This is a genomic window from Sphingomonas phyllosphaerae (assembly GCF_036946485.1).
GTDB classification, from domain to species: Bacteria; Pseudomonadota; Alphaproteobacteria; order Sphingomonadales; family Sphingomonadaceae; genus Sphingomonas; species Sphingomonas phyllosphaerae_E.
In genome coordinates, this window is sequence record NZ_JAQIJA010000005.1 from 526276 (window position 1) to 545771 (window position 19496).

General features: G+C 68.6%; 23 protein-coding genes. 2 read left to right on the top strand and 21 right to left on the bottom strand.

Features of this window, described 5'->3' with window-relative positions; translation table 11 throughout:
• Window position 1: 1 nt before the first annotated feature.
• From PGN16_RS11075 to PGN16_RS11085, 3 genes are read right to left on the bottom strand one after another with little or no spacing between them, the layout of a single operon-like run.
• The gene (locus PGN16_RS11075; RefSeq protein WP_335309455.1) at window positions 2-343 is read right to left on the bottom strand and encodes a hypothetical protein; all 342 of its coding nucleotides are present in this window, start codon (window positions 341-343) and stop codon (window positions 2-4) included.
• Window positions 340-1803, bottom strand: a complete 1464-nt coding sequence (gene sufB, locus PGN16_RS11080) for a Fe-S cluster assembly protein SufB (RefSeq protein WP_335309457.1) — start codon at window positions 1801-1803, stop codon at window positions 340-342. The genes PGN16_RS11075 and sufB overlap by 4 nt, the downstream gene beginning before the upstream one ends.
• A gap of 2 nt (window positions 1804-1805) precedes the next feature.
• A complete protein-coding gene (locus PGN16_RS11085; RefSeq protein WP_335309458.1) occupies window positions 1806-2252 on the bottom strand; it encodes an SUF system Fe-S cluster assembly regulator in 447 nt (148 codons plus the stop codon).
• Window positions 2253-2529: 277 nt separating this feature from the next.
• Here PGN16_RS11085 and PGN16_RS11090 point away from each other — a divergent pair, with 277 nt between their 5' ends.
• Window positions 2530-3555: a quinone-dependent dihydroorotate dehydrogenase gene (locus PGN16_RS11090; protein WP_335309459.1), complete on the top strand. Its 1026-nt coding sequence runs from the start codon at window positions 2530-2532 to the stop codon at window positions 3553-3555.
• A gap of 127 nt (window positions 3556-3682) precedes the next feature.
• Here PGN16_RS11090 and PGN16_RS11095 read toward each other — a convergent pair whose 3' ends face one another.
• Window positions 3683-5413: a gamma-glutamyltransferase family protein gene (locus tag PGN16_RS11095; protein ID WP_335309460.1), complete on the bottom strand. Its 1731-nt coding sequence runs from the start codon at window positions 5411-5413 to the stop codon at window positions 3683-3685.
• Window positions 5414-5551: 138 nt separating this feature from the next.
• Between PGN16_RS11095 and PGN16_RS11100 the strand changes: the two genes are divergently transcribed.
• Complete coding sequence (locus PGN16_RS11100) at window positions 5552-7336, top strand: AMP-dependent synthetase/ligase (protein ID WP_335310326.1); 1785 nt, start codon at window positions 5552-5554, stop codon at window positions 7334-7336.
• Window positions 7337-7495: 159 nt separating this feature from the next.
• On the opposite strand, the gene PGN16_RS11105 is transcribed toward PGN16_RS11100, so the two are convergent.
• The 17 genes from PGN16_RS11105 to PGN16_RS11185 form a co-directional block, all read right to left on the bottom strand.
• A complete protein-coding gene (locus PGN16_RS11105) occupies window positions 7496-7831 on the bottom strand; it encodes a GIY-YIG nuclease family protein (protein WP_335309461.1) in 336 nt (111 codons plus the stop codon).
• Window positions 7791-9119, bottom strand: coding sequence for a PQQ-dependent sugar dehydrogenase (locus tag PGN16_RS11110; protein ID WP_335309462.1), 1329 nt, complete (start codon window positions 9117-9119; stop codon window positions 7791-7793). The genes PGN16_RS11105 and PGN16_RS11110 overlap by 41 nt, the downstream gene beginning before the upstream one ends.
• 142 nt (window positions 9120-9261) lie before the next feature.
• Window positions 9262-10176, bottom strand: a complete 915-nt coding sequence (locus PGN16_RS11115; protein ID WP_335309463.1) for a hemolysin family protein — start codon at window positions 10174-10176, stop codon at window positions 9262-9264.
• 11 nt (window positions 10177-10187) lie between these two features.
• Complete coding sequence (gene ybeY / locus PGN16_RS11120; RefSeq protein WP_335309464.1) at window positions 10188-10697, bottom strand: rRNA maturation RNase YbeY; 510 nt, start codon at window positions 10695-10697, stop codon at window positions 10188-10190.
• A 1-nt stretch (window position 10698) separates the two neighbouring features.
• Entirely contained in the window at window positions 10699-11085 is a 387-nt protein-coding gene (locus PGN16_RS11125; protein WP_335309465.1) for a type II toxin-antitoxin system VapC family toxin, read from the bottom strand.
• An 8-nt stretch (window positions 11086-11093) separates the two neighbouring features.
• Window positions 11094-11333: a type II toxin-antitoxin system VapB family antitoxin gene (locus PGN16_RS11130; protein ID WP_335309466.1), complete on the bottom strand. Its 240-nt coding sequence runs from the start codon at window positions 11331-11333 to the stop codon at window positions 11094-11096.
• A gap of 49 nt (window positions 11334-11382) precedes the next feature.
• The gene (locus tag PGN16_RS11135; RefSeq protein WP_335309467.1) at window positions 11383-12381 is read right to left on the bottom strand and encodes a PhoH family protein; all 999 of its coding nucleotides are present in this window, start codon (window positions 12379-12381) and stop codon (window positions 11383-11385) included.
• A gap of 234 nt (window positions 12382-12615) precedes the next feature.
• On the bottom strand, window positions 12616-13950 hold the full coding sequence (gene miaB, locus PGN16_RS11140) for a tRNA (N6-isopentenyl adenosine(37)-C2)-methylthiotransferase MiaB (protein ID WP_335309468.1): 1335 nt from the start codon (window positions 13948-13950) through the stop codon (window positions 12616-12618).
• Window positions 13951-13974: 24 nt separating this feature from the next.
• The gene (locus PGN16_RS11145) at window positions 13975-14436 is read right to left on the bottom strand and encodes a GNAT family N-acetyltransferase (protein WP_335309469.1); all 462 of its coding nucleotides are present in this window, start codon (window positions 14434-14436) and stop codon (window positions 13975-13977) included.
• The gene (locus tag PGN16_RS11150) at window positions 14433-14927 is read right to left on the bottom strand and encodes a c-type cytochrome (RefSeq protein WP_443019625.1); all 495 of its coding nucleotides are present in this window, start codon (window positions 14925-14927) and stop codon (window positions 14433-14435) included. The genes PGN16_RS11145 and PGN16_RS11150 overlap by 4 nt, the downstream gene beginning before the upstream one ends.
• A gap of 38 nt (window positions 14928-14965) precedes the next feature.
• A complete protein-coding gene (locus PGN16_RS11155; protein WP_335309470.1) occupies window positions 14966-15688 on the bottom strand; it encodes a hypothetical protein in 723 nt (240 codons plus the stop codon).
• Window positions 15689-15857: 169 nt separating this feature from the next.
• On the bottom strand, window positions 15858-16571 hold the full coding sequence (locus tag PGN16_RS11160) for a lysophospholipid acyltransferase family protein (RefSeq protein WP_335309471.1): 714 nt from the start codon (window positions 16569-16571) through the stop codon (window positions 15858-15860).
• Between the two features lies 1 nt (window position 16572).
• The gene (locus PGN16_RS11165) at window positions 16573-16992 is read right to left on the bottom strand and encodes a Fur family transcriptional regulator (RefSeq protein ID WP_028967193.1); all 420 of its coding nucleotides are present in this window, start codon (window positions 16990-16992) and stop codon (window positions 16573-16575) included.
• Window positions 16993-17052: 60 nt separating this feature from the next.
• The gene (gene rimI, locus PGN16_RS11170; protein ID WP_335309472.1) at window positions 17053-17538 is read right to left on the bottom strand and encodes a ribosomal protein S18-alanine N-acetyltransferase; all 486 of its coding nucleotides are present in this window, start codon (window positions 17536-17538) and stop codon (window positions 17053-17055) included.
• Window positions 17535-18164 carry a tRNA (adenosine(37)-N6)-threonylcarbamoyltransferase complex dimerization subunit type 1 TsaB gene (gene tsaB / locus PGN16_RS11175; protein WP_335309473.1) on the bottom strand — a complete coding sequence of 210 codons (630 nt, stop codon included), beginning with the start codon at window positions 18162-18164 and terminating at the stop codon, window positions 17535-17537. The genes rimI and tsaB overlap by 4 nt, the downstream gene beginning before the upstream one ends.
• A complete protein-coding gene (locus PGN16_RS11180; protein WP_335309474.1) occupies window positions 18164-18757 on the bottom strand; it encodes a malonic semialdehyde reductase in 594 nt (197 codons plus the stop codon). The genes tsaB and PGN16_RS11180 overlap by 1 nt, the downstream gene beginning before the upstream one ends.
• A 37-nt stretch (window positions 18758-18794) precedes the next feature.
• Entirely contained in the window at window positions 18795-19367 is a 573-nt protein-coding gene (locus PGN16_RS11185) for a NifU family protein (RefSeq protein WP_335309475.1), read from the bottom strand.
• Between the last annotated feature and the right edge of the window lie 129 nt (window positions 19368-19496).

A 19496-nucleotide genomic window follows, 5' to 3' on the forward strand; every position in this document is an offset into this window, starting at 1 on the left:
ACTAATTAGCGGACCGGGCCGCGCGGTCGCGGCGGATCTTAGCGATCAGCGCCATGAAATTCGGCTTCGACGAAGCATCCATCTGCGCGATCAGATCGCTTGCCTGCGCAGGCGGCAGCTTCTCTTTGAGCGCGCCCTTCAATTGCTCATCAAGTGCCGAACAGGCGCGTGTCGCGTCGGCAAAAATCGCCTCGTCCGTCGCCTCAGTCTTCGTGAGGCGAACGGCGTAGGTCGTCATGCACCTATCGAGAGCTTGCGCGACAATTTGCGGGTCTGCCACCTCATTCGATGGTGTCACCGCCTGAATGCCTGCCAACAACAACGCCCCAAAAACCAACATCACCCCACACTCCCCTCAAGGCTGATCCCGAGCAGCTTCTGCGCCTCGACCGCGAACTCCATCGGAAGTTGCTGCAAGACCTCGCGCGCGAAGCCGTTGACGATCAGCGCGACCGCCGCTTCGGCATCCAGACCGCGCGACATCGCATAGAAGAGCTGGTCCTCGCTGATCTTGCTGGTGGTCGCCTCATGCTCGATCTGCGCGCTGGGGTTCTTGACCTCGATATATGGCACGGTGTGCGCGCCGCACTGGTCGCTGAGGAGCAGCGAGTCGCATTGCGTGAAGTTGCGAACGTTCTCGGCGCTCGCCGCGACGCGCACCAGCCCGCGATAGGTGTTGTCCGAGCGCCCGGCGCTGATCCCCTTCGACACGATGGTCGACTTGGTGTTCTTGCCGAGGTGGATCATCTTGGTGCCGGTATCGGCCTGCTGGCGGTTGTTGGTGACCGCCACCGAATAGAATTCGCCGACCGAGCCGTCACCCGCCAGCACGCACGACGGATACTTCCAGGTGATCGCGCTGCCGGTCTCGACCTGCGTCCAGCTCACCTTGCTGTTACGGCCCTGACAAAGCGCGCGCTTGGTGACGAAATTGTAGATGCCGCCGACGCCGTTCTCGTCGCCGGGATACCAGTTCTGGACGGTCGAATATTTGATCTCGGCATCGTCCATCGCGACCAGCTCAACCACCGCGGCGTGGAGCTGGTTCTCGTCGCGCATCGGCGCGGTGCAGCCTTCGAGGTACGAGACATACGCCCCCTCGTCGGCGACGATCAGCGTGCGCTCGAACTGGCCGGTGTTCTCGGCGTTGATGCGGAAGTAGGTGCTCAGCTCCATCGGGCAGCGCACGCCCTTCGGCACGTAGACGAACGTGCCGTCGGAGAAGACCGCCGAGTTGAGCGTCGCGAAGTAATTGTCGCGCTGCGGCACGACCTTGCCGAGCCACTTCTTCACCAGCTCGGGATATTCGCGGATCGCCTCGCTGATCGACAGGAAGATCACCCCCGCGGCCTTCAGCTCGGCGCGGAAGGTGGTGGCGACCGAGACACTGTCGAACACCGCGTCGACCGCGACCTTGCGCGCGCCCTCGACACCCGCCAGCACTTCCTGCTCGGCGATCGGGATGCCAAGCTTCTCATAGGTGCGGCGGATTTCGGGATCGAGCTCGTCGAGCGAGGCGATCGTCTTCTTCACCTTCGGCTCAGCGTAATAATACGCATCCTGATAGTCGATCGGCGGCACGTTGAGCTTCGCCCAGTCGGGCGCCTCCAGCGTCTGCCAGACGCGGAATGCCTTCAGCCGCCAGTCGAGCATCCATTCCGGCTCGTTCTTCTTCGCCGAGATATAGCGGACGGTGTCTTCGCTCAGCCCCTTGGGCGCGAAGTCCTGCTCGATGTCGGTCGCGAAGCCCCATTCGTACTTCTTGGCGACGGCGGCGTGTGCCTCGGCGTTCTTGGTGGCCATGATTATGCCTCAACCTTCATCTGCTGCTGCGCCGCGGGCGGCGCGTCTGCGGCGAGTTGCGCCAGCGTGATCCCCGCCAGCGCCCCGCGCACCGCCCGGTTGACCGCACCCCAGTGCGGCTTCACCCGGCAATTTCCCTCGATCGCGCAATCGTGGTTCGCGGCGTCGACGCACGAGGTCATCGCGATCGGCCCCTCGACCGCTTCGACGATGTCGGCGAGCGTGATCGACGCGGGCGGCCGCGACAGGCGGAAACCGCCGCCGGTGCCGCGCGCGCTGTCGATCAGCCCCGCCGCGGCGAGCTTGCTGACCAGCTTCTGCGCGGTCGGCAGCGGCACGCCGGTTTCCTCGGCAAGCGACGTCGCATTCTGCCGCGCCATCCCGCCGCAATGCCGCGCGGCGGCACCGAGCAGCACCACGGCGTAATCGGTCAGGCTGGAAAGACGCATCTGTTGCGAACCACTCTCAAATCGGATCGAATCGTTCCGATTGGCAGATGGTCGTTTGCGGCGCCGAAATCAACCGCCGCGTGCCGAGCAAAAAAAGGGCCCGGCATCGCTGCCGGGCCCTCCAGGAAAGAGACTTCCGTCGGAAGCCCTTCGGGTCGCAAGGGTCTTATGCCGCTGATTCGGCCCTAAAGATTGGATGGATGCGACACCTCGTCCGGCAAAACTTACAATTTCGCCGCGCTTGATCTCCGTGGACGAGGAGGCGAAACGCCATGGCATGGCCGACCTGCTCTCCCGCCTCGCGCATATGCTCGACCCCGAAACCGCGCATGTCTGGGCGATTCGCGCGCTCGGCGCGTGGGGGCGCAACGGTGCGCCGCTGGCGGGCACGATGCCGCGGCTGGAGACGGTGGTGGCCGGCATACGCTTCCCGAACCCGGTCGGGCTGGCGGCGGGGCTCGACAAGGATGCGCGCGCGATCACCGGGTTGATGGCGCTGGGGTTCGGGTCGGTCGAGGTCGGGACGCTGACGCCGCGCGCGCAGCCGGGCAATCCGACGCCGCGGCTGTTCCGGCTGAGCGAGGATCGCGCGGTCATCAACCGGATGGGGTTCAACAACGGCGGGCTCGCCGCCGGGATCGCGCGCGCACGCGCGGCGAACCGGCGCGGCGGCGTGCTGGGAATCAACGTAGGCGCGAACAAGGACGCGACCGACCGCGTCGCCGATTATGTCGCAGGGGTGCGCGCCGCGGCGGCGATCGCGGACTATGTGACGATCAACATCAGCTCGCCGAACACGCCGGGCTTGCGCGACCTGCAACAGGGCGCGGCGCTCGATGAATTGCTGGCGGCGTGCGTGGCGGAGCGCGGGACGACGCCGCTGTTCCTGAAGATCGCGCCCGATCTCGACGCGGGCGGGATCGACGGGGTGGCGAAGGCGGCGATCGCGCGCGGCGTCGATGCCTTGGTGATCGGCAATACGACGATCTCGCGCCCGGCGTTGCGGAGCGGTCATGCGGGCGAGACCGGCGGGCTGTCGGGCGCGCCGCTCCGCGCGCTGGCGGCGGCGAAGCTGGCGGAGGTACGCGCGGCGACCGGCGGGCAGGTCGCGCTGGTCGCGGCGGGCGGAATCGCCAGCGGGGCGGAGGCTTATGCGCGGATCAGGGCGGGGGCGAGTCTGGTGCAGCTCTATTCGGCGCTGGTGTATGAGGGAGCCGGGCTGCCGCGGCGGGTGGCGACCGAACTGGCGGCGTGTCTGGCGCGCGACGGCTTCGCAAGCGTGGCGGAGGCGGTGGGGGCGTAAGAAGCCCGGCTCCCCCTCATTCCGTCATCCCGGACTTGATCCGGGATCCCGCTTACGACTTCAGTCGACAAGAAGAAGCGGGGCCCCGGGTCAAGCACGGGGCGACGAAGCTGGTAACGCGCGCGCCCTATCGCTGGGCCGGCGCCGGCTCGATCGCGACCTTGCCCTCGCGGCGCGGGTCGTAGCCGCCGTCGAGGCGACCGTCGCGCAGGATGATGCCGTGGAGGCCGGAATCCTCGCCCTGCCCCGGCCGGACGACGATCCCGCGCGCCGCCAGCCCGTCGCGCACCACAGGCGAGAAGCGCGACGCCTCGCCTTGATACGCATCGCCCTTCGCGATCAGGTTGGGCAGCGCCAGCGCGTCCTGCATCGGCAGCTTCCAGTCGATCGCCGCGACGGCCGCCTTGCCGACATAGGCGAGGATCGCATTGCCCCCCGCCGAGCCGAGGGCCCCGACGAAGCCGCGCGCGCCGTCGAGCAGCACCAGCGGCGTCATCGACGAGCGCGGGCGCTTCCCCGCCGCCACCGCATTGGCGGCCGGGCGGCCGGCGGCGTCGCGCGGGCTGAACGAGAAATCGGTCATCTGGTTGTTGAGGAAGAAGCCGTCGACCATCCGTCCCGAGCCGAAGATCGACTCGACCGTCGTGGTGATCGACACGACATTGCCGCGCGCATCGCCGACGACGAAATGCGAGGTGCCGGTCGGCTCGAGCGTGTGGTCGGCGGCCGCGGCTGGGGCACCGGCGGGATCGCCTGGTGCGGGCGCGGGGCCGGCGCGCGTGCCGATCAGCTGCGCGCGCTTCGCCAGATAATCGGGCGCGAGCAGCCCGGCGACCGGCACGTCGACGAAGGCGGGATCGCCGACGTAGCGGTCGCGGTCGGCGTACATGAGGCGGCTCGCCTCGGCGAACAGGAACCATGCCTGGGGATCGTCCGGCCCGCGCGTCGCGATGTCGGTGCGTTCGAGCAGCCCAAGCAGTTCGAGCAAGCCGACCCCGCTGGCGGGCGGCGGCGGCGCACAGACCAGCAGCACGCGATACGGCGCGCAGACCGGCTCGCGCACGACCGGGCGATAGCCGGCAAGGTCGTCGAGCGTCATCGTGCCGGCGAGCGGCCCCTGCGTGGTGCGCGCGACGATCCGCCGCGCGGTCGCGCCGGTATAGAGTGCGTCGGGGCCCTCGTCGGCCAGCCGCGTCAGGAAGGCGGCATAGGCGGGGTTGCGGAGCCGGTCGCCCGCGCGCAGCAGCCCGCCGCCGGGGCGCGCGAAATAGGCGCGAACGTCGGGCGCGCCCAGCTCGGCATAATTGCCGCCGAGGAAGCGCGCGAGCCGCGGCGAGACGATGAAGCCGTCCTTGGCGGTGCGGCGGGCATCGCCGAACAACGTGTTCCACGGCAGCCGGCCATGTTCGGCCTGCACCATCGCCAGCATCCGCACCGCGCCGGGCACGCCGGTCGCGCGGCCGCTGAGCACCGCCTGCGCGAACGGCAGCGGCTGGCCGCTATCGTCGAGGAACATGTCGGGCGTCGCGCCCGCCGGGGCGGTCTCGCGCCCGTCGTAGATGCGGACCTGCCGTGCGGCGGCGTCATAATAGGTCAGGAAGGCACCGCCGCCGACGCCCGAGCTTTGCGGCTCGACCAGCGACAGCATCGCCTGCACCGCCACCGCCGCATCCGCCGCCGAGCCGCCACGGCGCAGTACCGCCATGCCAGCGTCGGTGGCGAGCGGGTTGGCCGAGACGACGAAGATCTGCGCCTTCGGGGTCGCAGCCGACGGGGCCGGCGGGGCGACCGCGCGCTGCGGGGCGGCGCACGCCCCCAGCAGCAACGCCGCGCCGAACAGGAAAGAGCGGAGGCGCATGGTGCCGTGTCTCGTACCGATCATCCTCGGTTCGATAGCGGCGGGGCGGGACAGCGTCCATGCTGGCGCGGCCGGGAAATCCTTGGCATGACGCAAGGGAAAGGGCGGTTCGCCCGCAAGGAGAGGAGCGGCACCATTATCCGTCGGCTGGAACCATTCCCCAATCTGGTGACGATGTTCTTCACCCGCGCCGCGGAGAAGGGCGACGCGCCGTTCCTGTGGCAGAAGCGCGACGGCCAATGGGTGTCGATCAGCTGGCGCGAGGCCGCCGAGACGGTCGCGCGGCTGGCGACGGGGCTGCGCGCGGTCGGGCTGGAACGCGGCGACCGGGTGATGCTGGTGAGCGAAAACCGTCCCGAATGGTGCCTGTCCGATCTGGCGATCATGGCCGCGGGCTGCGTGACCGTGCCGACCTACACCACCAACACCGAGCGCGACCACGCGCACATCATCGAGAACTCGGGCGCGAAGGCAGTGATCGTCTCGACCGCGAAGCTCGCCAAGACGTTGATGCCCGCGATCCTGCGCTCGATCCGGCCGCAGATGCTGATCGGGATCGACGCGATGCGGCTGGGACAGACCGCGATCGACGTCCACGACTGGCGGACGCTGATCGAACAGCATCCCGCCGACGTCGCCACCGTCGCGGCGCAGGCCGATTTCGCGCGCGGCGATCTGGCGTGCATCATCTACACCAGCGGCACCGGCGGCGCGCCGCGCGGGGTGATGCAGCATCACGGCGCGATCCTGCACAATGTCGCGGGCTGCTCGGCGGTGGTCGCGGAGGATTTCGGCTGGGGCGACGAGGTGTTCCTGTCGTTCCTGCCGCTCAGCCACGCCTATGAGCACACCGGCGGGCAGCATTTCCCGATCGGGATGGGCGGGCAGATCTATTATGCCGAGGGGATCGACAAGCTCGCCGCCAATATCGAGGAGGTGCGCCCGACGATCATGTTCGTGGTGCCGCGGCTGTTCGAGGTGCTGCGCACGCGGATCAGCAAGGCGATCGAGCGGCAGGGCGGCGTGCCCGCCAAATTGCTCGCCGCCGCGCTCGACATCGGGGCGAAGCGCGATGCCGGGCGGCTGCGGCTGGGCGACCGGCCCAAGGCGTTGCTGGTCGACACGCTGTTCAAGCCCAAGATCGCGCGCAAGTTCGGCGGGCGGATGAAGGCGATGATCTCGGGCGGCGCGCCGCTGACCCCGGAAGTGGGCGTGTTCTTCCAGTCGCTGGGGGTCACCTTCCTGCAGGGCTATGGCCAGACCGAGGCGGCGCCGGTGATCTCGTGCAACCGCCCCAGCGCCGGGGTGACGATGGACTCGGTCGGCCCGCCGCTTGCCGACACCGAGGTGCGGATCGCCAAAGACGGCGAGATTTTGGTGCGCGGCGAATTGGTGATGCACGGTTATTGGCGCAACGAGGCCGAGACGGCGCGGGTGCTGAAGGACGGCTGGCTGCACACCGGCGACATCGGCGAGATCGATCCGGCCGGGCGCATCCGCATCACCGATCGCAAGAAAGACCTCATCATCAACGACAAGGGCGAGAATGTCGCGCCGCAGAAGGTCGAGGGGCTGCTGACGCTCCAGCCCGAGATCGGGCAGGCGATGATCGCGGGCGACCGCAAGCCGCATATGGTGGCGGTGCTGGTGCCCGATGCCGAGTGGAGCGCGGAATGGGCCGCGGCGCACGGCAAGCAGGGCGCGGTGCTGGCAGAGGACCCGGCGTATCGGTCTGCGGTGCAGGCGGCGGTGGATCGGACGAACGCGATGCTGTCGGTGACCGAGCGGGTGCGGCGGTGGATTCTGGCGGACGCGCCGTTCTCGATCGAGAACGAGCAGCTGACGCCGAGCCTGAAGATCCGGCGGCATGTGTTGCGGCAGGTGTATGGAGAACGATTGGATGCGCTGTACGGGGCGGGGTGAGGGTTTAGCCTAGCGCCGTCGCCCCTGCGGAGGCAGGGGCCTATGTCTGTTTAGTCGGCGTGTGCGGGTTCGGACACATGGGCCGGTCGTGTGTCAAAACGGTCCCGCGTGACGCGACAGACATGGGCCCCTGCCTCCGCAGGGGCGACGGTGGGTGGATCACATGTTGATCTTATCCCACAGATCTTCCCAGTCGGGGTTCATCTTACCGATCAGGTTCAGCTTCCACGCGCGCTTCCACTTCTTCAGCGCCTTCTCGCGCGCGATCGCCTCCGCCATCGTGTCGTGCGGTTCGACATACACCAGCCGCGTCAGGCCGTGCTCGCGGCAGAAGTCCGAGCCCCTGCCCTCGCGGTGCTGTTGGACCCGCGCCGCGAGGTGGCCGGTCACGCCGATGTAGAGCGTGCCGCTGGGCTCATCAGTCATGATATAGACCCAGCTCACGCCTTCGCGCTCACCCGCCCGCGCTGACCCGCCAGATCGTGTTGCCGACATCGTCCGCGACCAGCAGCGCGCCGGCCTTGTCGGTGATGACGCCGACCGGGCGGCCGTGCGCCTCGTCGTCCTTGTTGAGGAAGCCTGTCAGCACGTCGACGGGCTTCGCGCCCTTCACCGGCCAGCCGTTCGCGTCGAAGGGCACGAAGACGACCTTGTAGCCCGACAGCGGCTTGCGGTTCCACGAGCCATGCTCACCGATGAACGCGCCGCGCGCGAAGCGGTCGCCGAGCTTCGCGTCCGCCGCGAAGGTCAGCCCGAGCGCGGCGACGTGCGGCCCCAGCGCATAATCGGGGCGCTTGGCATATTGCTGCAGCTGCGGGTTCTTGGGCTCGACGCGGGTGTCGATATAGCCGCCCCAGTAATACCACGGCCAGCCGAAGTGGTCGCCCAGCTCGACCGCGGTCAGGTAATCGGGGACGAGGTCGGAGCCGAGCATGTCGCGCTCGTTGACCACCGTCCACAGCCGGTTGGTGCCGGGGACCAACGCCATGCCGTTGGCGTTGCGGATGCCGGCGGCGAAGACGCGATACTTCTTGCTGTCGGGATAGACCTGCAGGATCGCGGCGCGGTCGTGCTCGGCGTCGAGCCCGTCGTCGGCGATGTTGGTGGCCGAGCCGACCGAGAGGTAGAGCGTCTTGCCGTCCTCGGCGACGATCACGTTGCGCGACCAGTGGTTGCCGCCGCCGGGATAGCGGACGACCGTTTCGGGGCGGGCGGTGATCTTTGTCTCGCCGTCACGATAGGGCACGCGGACCAGCGCGTCGGTGTTGGCGACGTAGAGCTGGCCGTTCAGCAGCGCCATGCCCGAGGGCGAGTTGAGCCCGGTCAGGAACGGCGTCTTCACCTCCGCCACGCCATCGCCGTTCGCGTCGCGGAGCAGCGTGATGCGGTTGGCGGAGGGGACGCCCGCGCCGACCTTGCCGAGCAGCTGGCGCATCACCCAGCCCTTGATCCCGCCGCCCGAGCGCGGCGGCGAATTGGTCTCGGCGACCAGCACGTCGCCATTCGGCAGGCGGTAAAGCCAGCGCGGGTGGTCGAGCCCGGTCGCGAACGCAGCGGCCTTCAGCCCGGCGGCGGCGGTGGGCGTCTCGCCGGCCTTCCAGCCGATCGGGTCGGCGGTCTTGACGGTCGGGAGCACCTGCTCGCGCGGCGGGGTGATGTCGGGGCGCGCGCCGGTCACCGCCGCCACGTCGCGGCGGGCGGCGTCGGGCCACGACAGATAGAGGAAGATCGCGACCCCGAGGGCGATCAGCAGGCCGATGACGGCGAGGACGTGTTTGCGCATGGGGCGAATGTAGGCGTGCGCGCGGGGGGACGCTACCGGGTTCGTCTGTGCGGTTCGTCATTGCGAGCGTAGCGAAGCAATCCAGGGCGTCCTGATCCGGCCCTGGATTGCTTCGCTACGCTCGCAATGACGGAATGAATGGTCAGTCCTCGACCCCCTCCGGGACCGGCACCGGCGGGTGGAGGCGCAGGCGGTTGATGCGGCGTTCGTCGGCGTCGGTCACCTCGATCCGCCAGCCGCTGGGATGGTCGATGCACGTCCCCGCCTCGGGCACATGCCCGGCCAGAACCGCGGTGAGGCCGCCGATCGTGTCGACGTCGCTTTCCGCCTCGGCGAGCCGCGCGTCGACGGTGGTGCCGACATCCTCCAGCTCGACGCGCGCATCGACGTCCCACGCGCCGCCGTCGAGCGGCACGAGCAGCACCTCGGGGGCGTCGTCATGCTCGTCCTCGATCTCGCCGACGATCTCCTCGATTAGGTCCTCGATCGTCACGAGCCCCTCGGTTCCGGAATATTCGTCGAGCACGATCGCGAGATGGCTGCGCGACTGGCGCATGTCGGCGAGCAGGTCGAGCGTGCCGCGGCTCATCGGGACGTAGAGCGGCTGGCGGATCAGCGCCTGGATCGTGGCCGGGCGCTCCCCGCCCGCCGCGAGGATCGCGAACACGTCCTTCAGGTGCACCATCCCGACGACATGGTCGAGATTGCCGCGATAAACCGGCAGGCGGCTGACGCCGGCTTCGTGGAAGACATGCACCAGATGATCAAAGGTCGTCGCTTCCTCGACCGCGATCACATCGGCGCGCGGCACACCGACGTCGCCGGCGTCGCGCTCGCTGAAATGCAGCAGGTTGCGGACCATCTGCCGCTCCAGCTGCGTCAGGTCGCCCTTGATCTCAGGCGCGGGATCTTCCTCGTAGCGGTCGATCGCCTTCTCCAGCAATTCGCGCAAGGTCGCCTCGCGCGGCTCGCCGAAGATCATGTTGCGCAGCCCGGTCCACAGGCCGCCTTCATGGTGCTCGCCGCCGTTCGCGGCGCTACTTCGGTCGTCGGCCATGGCCGTGGTGTTCAATCCTCGCGAATCAGATAGGGGTCGGCGATGCCCAGATCGGCCAGGGCATCGCGCTCGATCTGCTCCATCGCGTCGCCCTCGTCGTCGGTCATATGGTCATAGCCTAGCAGATGCAGGCAGCCATGCACCACCAGATGCGTGAAATGATCGGCCGTGCCGATGTTCCGCTCCGCCGCCTCGCGTTCGCAGACGCCGTGCGCGAGGACGATGTCGCCGAGCAGCACCTCGCCGTCGTCGCTGTTCTGCGTGACGGTGTCGATCAGGTCGGGCTGGACCATCGGGAAGGACAGGACGTTGGTGGGCTTGTCCTTCTGCCGGTACTGGCGGTTGAGCCCCTGCACCTCGTCGTCGGTGGCGAGGCGGACGCTGATCTCGACATGCGCGGGGGTGGTGATGAGGTCGCCGTACGGCGTGCGCGCGATCGCGGCGCGCGCGGCGGCGAGCGCGCGCGCCTCCCAGTCGGTGTCGGACCACGGGTCTTCGCGGGTGAGTTCGATGTGGATCATGTCAGCCGAGGTCCGTGTGGGAGAAGTCGTTGCCCTTGTAGAGCAGACGCGCGCCATGAGTCTTGGCGCAGGCGTAGGCGAAGCAATCGCCCATGTTGAGCTGCGCGGGGTGTCCGGTACCCTTGCCGTAGCGCTCGAAGGCGAGGAGCGCTGCCTGTGCTTCGCTCTCGCCGATCGGCACCAGCGTCAAGCCGCTCATGCGCGCGACGCGATCCACGATCGCCCGTGCCTCGTGGGCCGGGATATCGAACCGCAGCCGGGTGGCAGCCACGCTTTCCCACTGCGCCACGGGTGACCAGTAGCGGACAGCTTCCTCGTCCATCCGTGCCGCATGATGTTCCCAGTCCGGTTCGCGCACCGACAACGCCACGACGACCGAGGCGTCCACAAACCAGCTCACAATCCCCCCGACAGGTCATCATAGAAGGCCTTGTCGGCGATCGGGCCATTCGGTGCCGGCAGTGGATGCCGCTCCCAAAGCGCCAGCATTTTCTCACGAGTGGAGCGACGATCTACCTCGTCCAGTTCGTGCTGCAATGCCAGCTTGACCGCCGCCGTCTTGGTCAGCCCACGACGGCGCGCGAGTTCCTCCGCCAGTGCGTTGGCCTCGGGATCCTTGATGTACAGCGATGCCATCACCTACGCTCCGTATATCCCATATTCTTGGCAGGGATATACCACCGCGTCAACCGGACACCCCCTCATACGCCTCCACGATCCGCCCGACGATCGGATGGCGGACGACATCGGCGGCAGTGAAGCGGCACAGAGAGATGCCCTCCACGCCCTCCAGCCGGGTCGTCGCATCGGCGAGCCCGCTCGCACCGACGCCGCCGGGAAGATCGGTTTGGTTGGGGTCGCCACAGATTACCATCCGGCTGTTCTGCCCGAAGCGGGTTAGGAACATCTTCATCTGCGCGGGCGTGGTGTTCTGCGCCTCGTCGAGGATCACGAAGGCGTCGCCGAGCGTCCGGCCGCGCATGAAGGCGATCGGCGCGATCTCGATCTCGCCGCTCGCGATCCGCCGCTCGACCTGTTCGGCGGGCAGGCAGTCGTAGAGCGCGTCGTAGAGCGGGCGGAGATAGGGATCGACCTTCTCCTTCATGTCGCCGGGCAGAAAGCCGAGCCGCTCGCCCGCCTCGACCGCCGGGCGCGACAGGATCAGCCGCTGGACGCTGCCCGAAATCAGCTGCGCGACCGCCTGCGCCACCGCGATATAGGTCTTACCGGTGCCCGCCGGCCCGAGCGCGAAGATCATGTCGTGGGTGGTCAGCTCGCGCATGTAATGCGCCTGCGCGGGCGTGCGCGGGACGATCGTCTTCTTGCGCGTGCGGATCATCACGGACGGCGCCGGGCTGCGCTCGGCGGAGATGATCCCGTCGAGCACCGGCTCGGCCGCCATCGCGATCGAGGCATCGACGAGGCCGGTATCGACCTCCTCGCCGCGCTGGATCCGCGCGTAGAGATCGTGGAGCACGTCGCGCGCCAGCGCCACCTGCTCGGCGGTCCCCTCCAGCCCGACGCGGTTGCCGCGCGCGGTGATATAGACCCCCAGCCGGTTCTCCAGCGCCACCAGATGCTGGTCGTACTGGCCGAACAGCCGGCTCAGCAGTTGCGGACGGTCGAAGACGACCTCGACACGCGAACGCTCGCCCGTCTGGGCGGGGACGGGTTTACGGCTCATGCGGCTCCTTGGGCGATGGGCGTCACGCGACACAAACGCCGCAGGGGGCGGAATGGACGCAGCGCATGACGGCACGATGGCATCGCGGCAGAGTGTGGCAGCGGTTGCGCGTCGCGGGAAGGTGGAATCGTCATGATGGTTGTCACCCCGGACTTGATCCGTGGTCTTGCTTTCTCCGTCTGCCGGAAAGGAAGAAGAAGCGGGGCCCCGGATCAGGTCCGGGGCGACGCAGGGTCACGCCGCCGCCAGCGTCCGCACCTCGCCGGTCAGCGACAGCGGCCCGGCCTGCGTCAGCGTCACGTCGAGCACGTCGCCGATCGCGTGCGGGCCGACGACATGGACCGATTGCAGCCACGGCGACTTGCCGAGCCATTGCCCGTCGCGCTTGCCACGGCGCTCGATCAGCACGCTGCACTCCCGACCGACCGAGGCGGCGTTGAACGCGGCCTGATCGCGGTTGAGCGCGGCCTGCAGCCGCTGGAGGCGATCGTCCATGACCTCGGCGGCGATCTGCTCGCCGAGCGTCGCCGCGGGCGTGCCGGGGCGCGGCGAATATTTGAAGCTGTACGCCTGCGCATAGCCGACCGCGTCGACGAGGCTGAGCGTCTCGGCGAACTCGGCCTCGGTCTCGCCGGGAAAGCCGACGATGAAATCGCCCGACAGCGCGATGTCGGGGCGCGCGGCGCGGATGCGGTCGAGCAGGCGCAGGTAGCCGTCACGCGTGTGCTGGCGATTCATCGCGCGCAACACGCGGTCGCTGCCGGCCTGCACCGGCAGATGGAGGAACGGCATCAGGCTCTCGACATCGCGGTGCGCGTCGATCAGCCCCTGCGCCATGTCGTTGGGATGGCTGGTGGTGTAGCGGATCCGCGCCAGCCCGTGGATGCGGTCGAGCGCACGGATCAGGTCGTGGAGCCCCCGCCCCTCGCCATCGGTCCAGGCGTTGACGTTCTGCCCCAGCAGCGTGATCTCGCGCGCGCCGGCATCGACCAGCGCCTTGGCCTCGTCGACGATCGCCGCGAACGGGCGGCTGATCTCCGCGCCGCGCGTGTAGGGGACGACGCAATAGGTGCAGAATTTGTCGCAGCCTTCCTGCACGGTCAGGAACGCGCCGGGCGCCACCTTGCGGCGGGCGGGCAGCGCGCCGAACTTCGAGGCGAGCGGCATGTCGGTGTCGAGCGCGGCCTCACCCTTCGTCGCGGCGGCGACCAGCTTCGGCAGATTGTGGTAAGCCTGCGGGCCGACAACGACATCGACCTTGGCGCGGCGCACGATCTCCTCGCCCTCGGCCTGCGCGACGCAGCCGGCGACCGCGATCATCGGCGCGCGGCCCTCGGCACCCGCCACCTTGCGGACGCGGCCGATGTCCGAATAGACCTTCTCGGTCGCCTTCTCGCGGATGTGGCAGGTGTTGAGCACGACGAGATCGGCGGCATGGGCGTCGTCGGTAGCGACCATCCCCTCGGCCGCCATCAATTCCGCCATCCGCTCGCCGTCATAGACGTTCATCTGGCAGCCGAACGACTTGACGTGGAAGGTCTTCGGCGGGGTCTTCTGGGGCACGGACATGCCGCGCGCCTTAGCGGAAACGCGTCAGGCTGGCCAGCGCAGCAACATGTCGACGCGGTCAAGCCCCGGGGCATAGCCGTCCGGCACCACCCGCTCCACCTCGAAGCCGAAGCGCGCGTAGAAGCCCTGCGTGTGCTGGCTGGTGTCGAGCCGCACCTGTCGCACACCCGGCGTGGCGCGGGCGGCGTCGAGCCGCGATTGGGTGAGGATGCGCCCGATCCCGCTGCGATGCTGGCGATGGTCGACCATTCCCCAGCAGAAGCCGGCGGTTTCCCCGTCGGCGGCGACGCGGTGTCCGCCGCAGGCGACGATCGTCCCGCAGCGCTCGACCACCTGAAACGCCCAGTCGGCGGCGTGTGTATCGAGGAAGGCGGCGAAATCGACCCGCTCCTCGGCGGCGAAGAACGCCGGTGTGTTGCCGTTGAATAGCGCGAGGCAGGCGGCGCGATCGGCGGCACCGTAAGCGCGGACGCGGGCGTCGGTCATCGCTGGGTCTTGAGATAAGCGATCAGGTCGGCGCGCGCGAGCGGATCGCGGACCCCGGCGAAGGTCATCGTCGTGCCCGGCACGGCGGCGCGCGGATCGGCGAGCCAGGCGTCGAGTCGCCGGTCATCCCACACGCCGCGTTGCGCCTGCAAGGCGTCGGTATAGCCGAAGCGCGGGCGGTTCTGCGCGATCGGCGCGCCATAGACGCCGTGCAGGTTCGGGCCGTTGCGATCCGCGCCCCCGGCCGCGATCGAATGGCAGGCGGCGCATTGCCCAAAGCGGCGCGCGCCCGCCTGTGCATCGGCGACCTGCATGAACTGCGCGAGGGTCGGGTTCGGCCCGAGCCGCGCCCGCCGCTCGGCACTGTCGTCGCGCGAGCAGGCGGCGAGCGCGAGCGCGGTGCACAGGACGAGGCGGGCGATGGTCATCGCCGCGCCGTAGCGTAGCGACACGCAATCAGCCAGCGCGGGGGCCTGCGGCAGGCGCTGCACCTGCCGGCACCTCACGATGCTTGGCCACGCAGATCATCTCAACGCGACGTGCTTGCCTCGATGACGCCCGATCTGCGCAATTTCTTCGTCACCCACTCCGCGAAGTCTGCGCGATAGGCGGCGCGCAGATCGGCCTGAGCCGCTGCGAGATCATCCGGTGTCTTTGGCGGGAATGCCTTCAGCGAGTTCTTCACCTCCCCGCTGCTGATCGACGGCTTGGCCGACGCGGCCCGACCGAAGTCCCGGAACGTCCATCCGGCATTCAAGGTACCACTGACAAGCGGCGTTTTGACATAGAATATCCGGTCGCCAATCAACTCTGCATAACAGGGGGCGGCGGACGACGTCAGCCGGTTCCGTGTTTTCAAGCCAGCACGGATTGCCTCGCGACGTTGTCGAAGTGCCGGATCTGCCTTGGCCGATGCCTTCGACGGAACAGCGGGCTCCGCGATGATCCGGTATCCAGTCAGACCAAGCGCCGAAGCCACATCGGCCCTTTCCAGCTCCTCGATCTGAGCATCAGCCGGCAAGCCCTGCAACATGAGATCGGCGATCGAGGCACGCTCGGACTTTCGTCCGCTGGCATCGGCGGCCGCGCCGATGGCTCCAAACAGACCCAGCGCCCCCATATGAACACCGTCGATCTCGAGACTGGGCCAGATGTGGAGCTCGCACTCCGCTGCATTCTGGCGTTCTTGCGCCTGTACGACGTTCACAGATAGCAGCGCCACGCCCGCCATGATGATCTTTGCCGGCTTCATCACTCTCTCCCGTGGTTTCGCGCACAAACGAGGGAGTGGTGAATTTGAAGCGCCAATTCGGGTCAATTCAAACCGGAATGGAGTGATCGCCTAGTTGCACCTACAGGCTTTCGAATAAGTACGGGCGCTTGTCCGATAATCCTTCGCGATTGAAGCGCTCTGCCGTCTGTTACACAGCCGCTTCAATGCGCGCGCGAGCTTCGGCGGCGATCGCCTTGCGGTCGCCTTCGGGGACGAACGGCGCGAGGAAGTGCAGCGTCGCGACGAACGTGCCGCGGCGGTTGAGGACGCGCTTCGCATGGTCCGCACCATCCTCGGCACCGACCCACGCCACGTCGGGGGTCGCCGCACCATAATCGATCCGCACCGGCTGGACGCGGATGCCGGGCGGCGGCGGGGCGAGCGCGGCGAGCAGCCCGGCCTTGAACGGCCCGAGCGTCACGCCGTCGCCGGTCGTGCCTTCGGGGAAGATCGCCACCGGCTGCGGGCCGGCGAGCTGGCCGCGGAGCGCCGCGACCTGCGTGTCGATCCCCATCCGGTCGCCACGGCGCACGAACAGCGTGTTGTTGAGCGTGCACAGCCAGCCGACCAGCGGCGCCTCGCGCAGTTCGGCCTTGGCGACGAACGCCGCCCCGCTCGCCCCGGCCAGCGCGAGGATGTCGATCCATGTCACATGGTTGGCGAGCAGCACCGCGTCGCGGCGCAGCGGCGTGCCGATCACGCGCACCCGCGCCCCGACGATCCGCGCCACCCAGCCGAGAAAGCGCCGCGGCCACGGCGAGCGCAAGCGGAACAGCCGCCAGATGCCATGCAGGAGCAATGCGGCGAGCAACGTCACCGCCAACGCGGCGAGCCGTGCCCAGCCGCGCGCATTCAGCCGCATGTCAGTCCTTGCGGAGTGCGACGCCGTACAATTCCATGCGGTGGTCGACCAGTCGGAAGCCGAGCCGCTCGGCGATCGCCTTTTGCAGCAGCTCCAGCTCGGGATCGACGAACTCGATCACCTTGCCGGTTTCGACATCGATCAGATGGTCGTGATGCGCCTCGGGCGAGGGTTCGTAGCGCGCGCGGCCGTCGCCGAAATCATGACGGTCGAGGATGCCCGCCTCCTCGAACAGCCGCACGGTGCGATAGACGGTGGCGATCGAGATGCCGGGGTCGATCGCGGAGGCGCGCGCATAGACCTTTTCCACGTCGGGATGGTCCTCCGCCTCCGACAGGACGCGCGCGATGACGCGGCGCTGTTCGGTGATACGCAGGCCCTTTTCGTGACACAGCGCTTCGAGATCGATCTTGCGAGCCATAGTCGCCATGTAATGGATCGCGCTTGTTGCGAAAAGCGCTACCGACTCGCAAAAAAGCGATTATCGATGAATTTCGAGCGCGCGCGCATAGGTGTGTGCGTCGAACGCCTGTCCGTCGCGCCCGCGATAATAGTTGCGGCGCACCCCGGCATGACGGAATCCGTGCGCGGCGTAGAGCGCGACCGCCGGGTTGTTGGCGCGTACCTCCAGATGCAGCTTCGCCACGCCGCGCCCCTCGCACTCCGCGACCACCCCGCGCAGCAACGCCGCGCCGACGCCGCTGCGGCGCGCGGGCGGATCGACCGCGATCAGCAGCAGCTCGGCCTCGTCCATGATCGCGCGGACCAACGCGAAGCCGACCACCGCATCGTCGACGCGCGCCAGCGTCAGCCACACGCCGGGCATCGCGAGGATGCCGATGCACTGGCTGCGCGTCCACGCCTCGCCATAGCGCGAGTCGAAGGCGGCGAGCATGATGCGGTCGACCACCTCGGCGTCGCCCGCGCCGCCGGGTGCCAGCTCGATCAGCCGCACCCGCGTGCTCATGCGGCGGGCGCGGCCGCGGCGGCCGGCAGCTTGGCGTCGGGCGCGCGGCCGTAGACGGGCACCGGCGGCAGCGCGCGCGCCGCGGGCGGCAACAGCAGCGCGTGACGCGCATCGGGCAGGGTTTCGTCGAGCGGCACGCCGGCATCGAGCGCGGCGAGCCAGCGCGTGCCGCTGCCGATCGCGCGTCGGTCGCCCAGCGCGGCCAGCGCCGCCGCCGGGGTGAGCGAGCGGGCTGCGTCGAGCGCGGTGAAGGGAGCGGTGAAGCCCTGCATGAAGACCTCACCGTGCCCGCCTTCCATCACCACCGCAAGCGGGCGCGGATCGGCGGCGAGCGCGGCGACCGCGACCAGCGACGGCGCGCCATAGCCGGCGATCGACGCGCCCCAGCCGAACGCGAGCGCGCGCGCCGCGGCGATTCCGACGCGGATGCCGGTGAAGCTGCCCGGCCCGACATCGACCAGCACGCGGTCGGCGCGGCCACCCTCGGGTAGCGCGGCGATCATCGGCACCAGCCACTCGGCATGGCCGCGCCCGACCACGTCATGCGTGTGCGCGATCAGTTGCTCGTCCTCGAACAGCGCGACCGAACAGGCGGCGGTCGCGGTGTCGATCACCAACGTGCGCATCAGGCGAGGCGGTTGAAGGTCTCGAACGCCGGGCGCGGGTTGCGCGGGTGGAGCGTCGCCGGATCGCCATAGCCGAGCGTGGCGATGAAATTGGTGCGCACCGCGGGCGTATCGGCGAAGAACGCCTTGTCGACCGCGCCGGCATCGAAGCCCGACATCGGCCCGACGTCCAGCCCGAGCGCACGCGCGGCGAGGATCAGATAGCCGCCCTGCAACGACGAATTGCGGAACGCCGACGCCTCGCGCAGCTCGCGATTGCCGTCGAACCAGCTCTTGGCGTCGACGTGCGGGAACAGCTCGGGGAGATGCTCGTGGAACTCGACGTCCATGCCGAGGATCACGCTGACCGGCGCCTTCAACACCTTGTCGCGATTGGTATCCGAACAGGCGGCGGCGAGCGTCGCCTTGGCCTCTTCGGTCACGCACCACACCAGCCGCGCGGGCAATTGGTTGGCCGAGGTCGGCCCCATCTTCACCAGGCCCCACAGGGCACGCAGCGTGTCCTCGCTGACCGGCTCGTCGCGATAATGATTGAAGGTACGCGCGGTGCGGAAGAGCTGGTCGAGCGCATGGTCGTCGAGCGGGGCGGCCATCAAAAACTCCAATAATTTCAGGAAGGTCGGCGCGCGATCAGACCGCGCGCACCTCGGTCACCTCGGGGACGTAATAGCGCAGCAACTGCTCGATGCCGTTCTTGAGCGTCGCGCTCGACGACGGGCAGCCGGCGCAGGCACCCTGCATCCGCAGGAAGACCTTGCCCTTGTCGAAGCCGCGATAGACGATGTCACCGCCGTCGTTGGCCACCGCCGGGCGGACGCGCGTGTCGATCAGTTCCTTGATCTGCGCGACGATGTCGGCGTCCTCCGGGTTTTCGGCGAACGTCTCTTCCTCGGGCGGCACGCTGAACCCCGCACCGCCGGTGCGGAACAGCGGCATCTGCGCGGTGAAATGATCCATCAGGATCGCGAGCACGTCGGGCTTGAGATCGCGCCAGTCGACGCCGGGCGCCGCGGTGACCGAGACGAAGTCGCGCCCGAAGAACACGCCGGTGACGTCGCCGAGCCCGAACAGCGCGTCGGCCAGCGGGCTGGCCTCCGCCTCCTCGGGGGTGGCGAAGTCGCGCGTGCCGGCATCCATGACGGTGCGGCCGGGCAGGAACTTGAGCGTCGCCGGGTTGGGCGTGGCTTCGGTTTCGATCAGCATGGCCGCGATGTGGCGCGTACGACGCGCCGGATCAAGCGCACAGGGCGAAAGCGATCGTTTCGGGCGGGATAGGTGGAGGCATCGTCATTCCGCCACCTCCCCGTCATCCCCGCCTAAGCGACACCACTC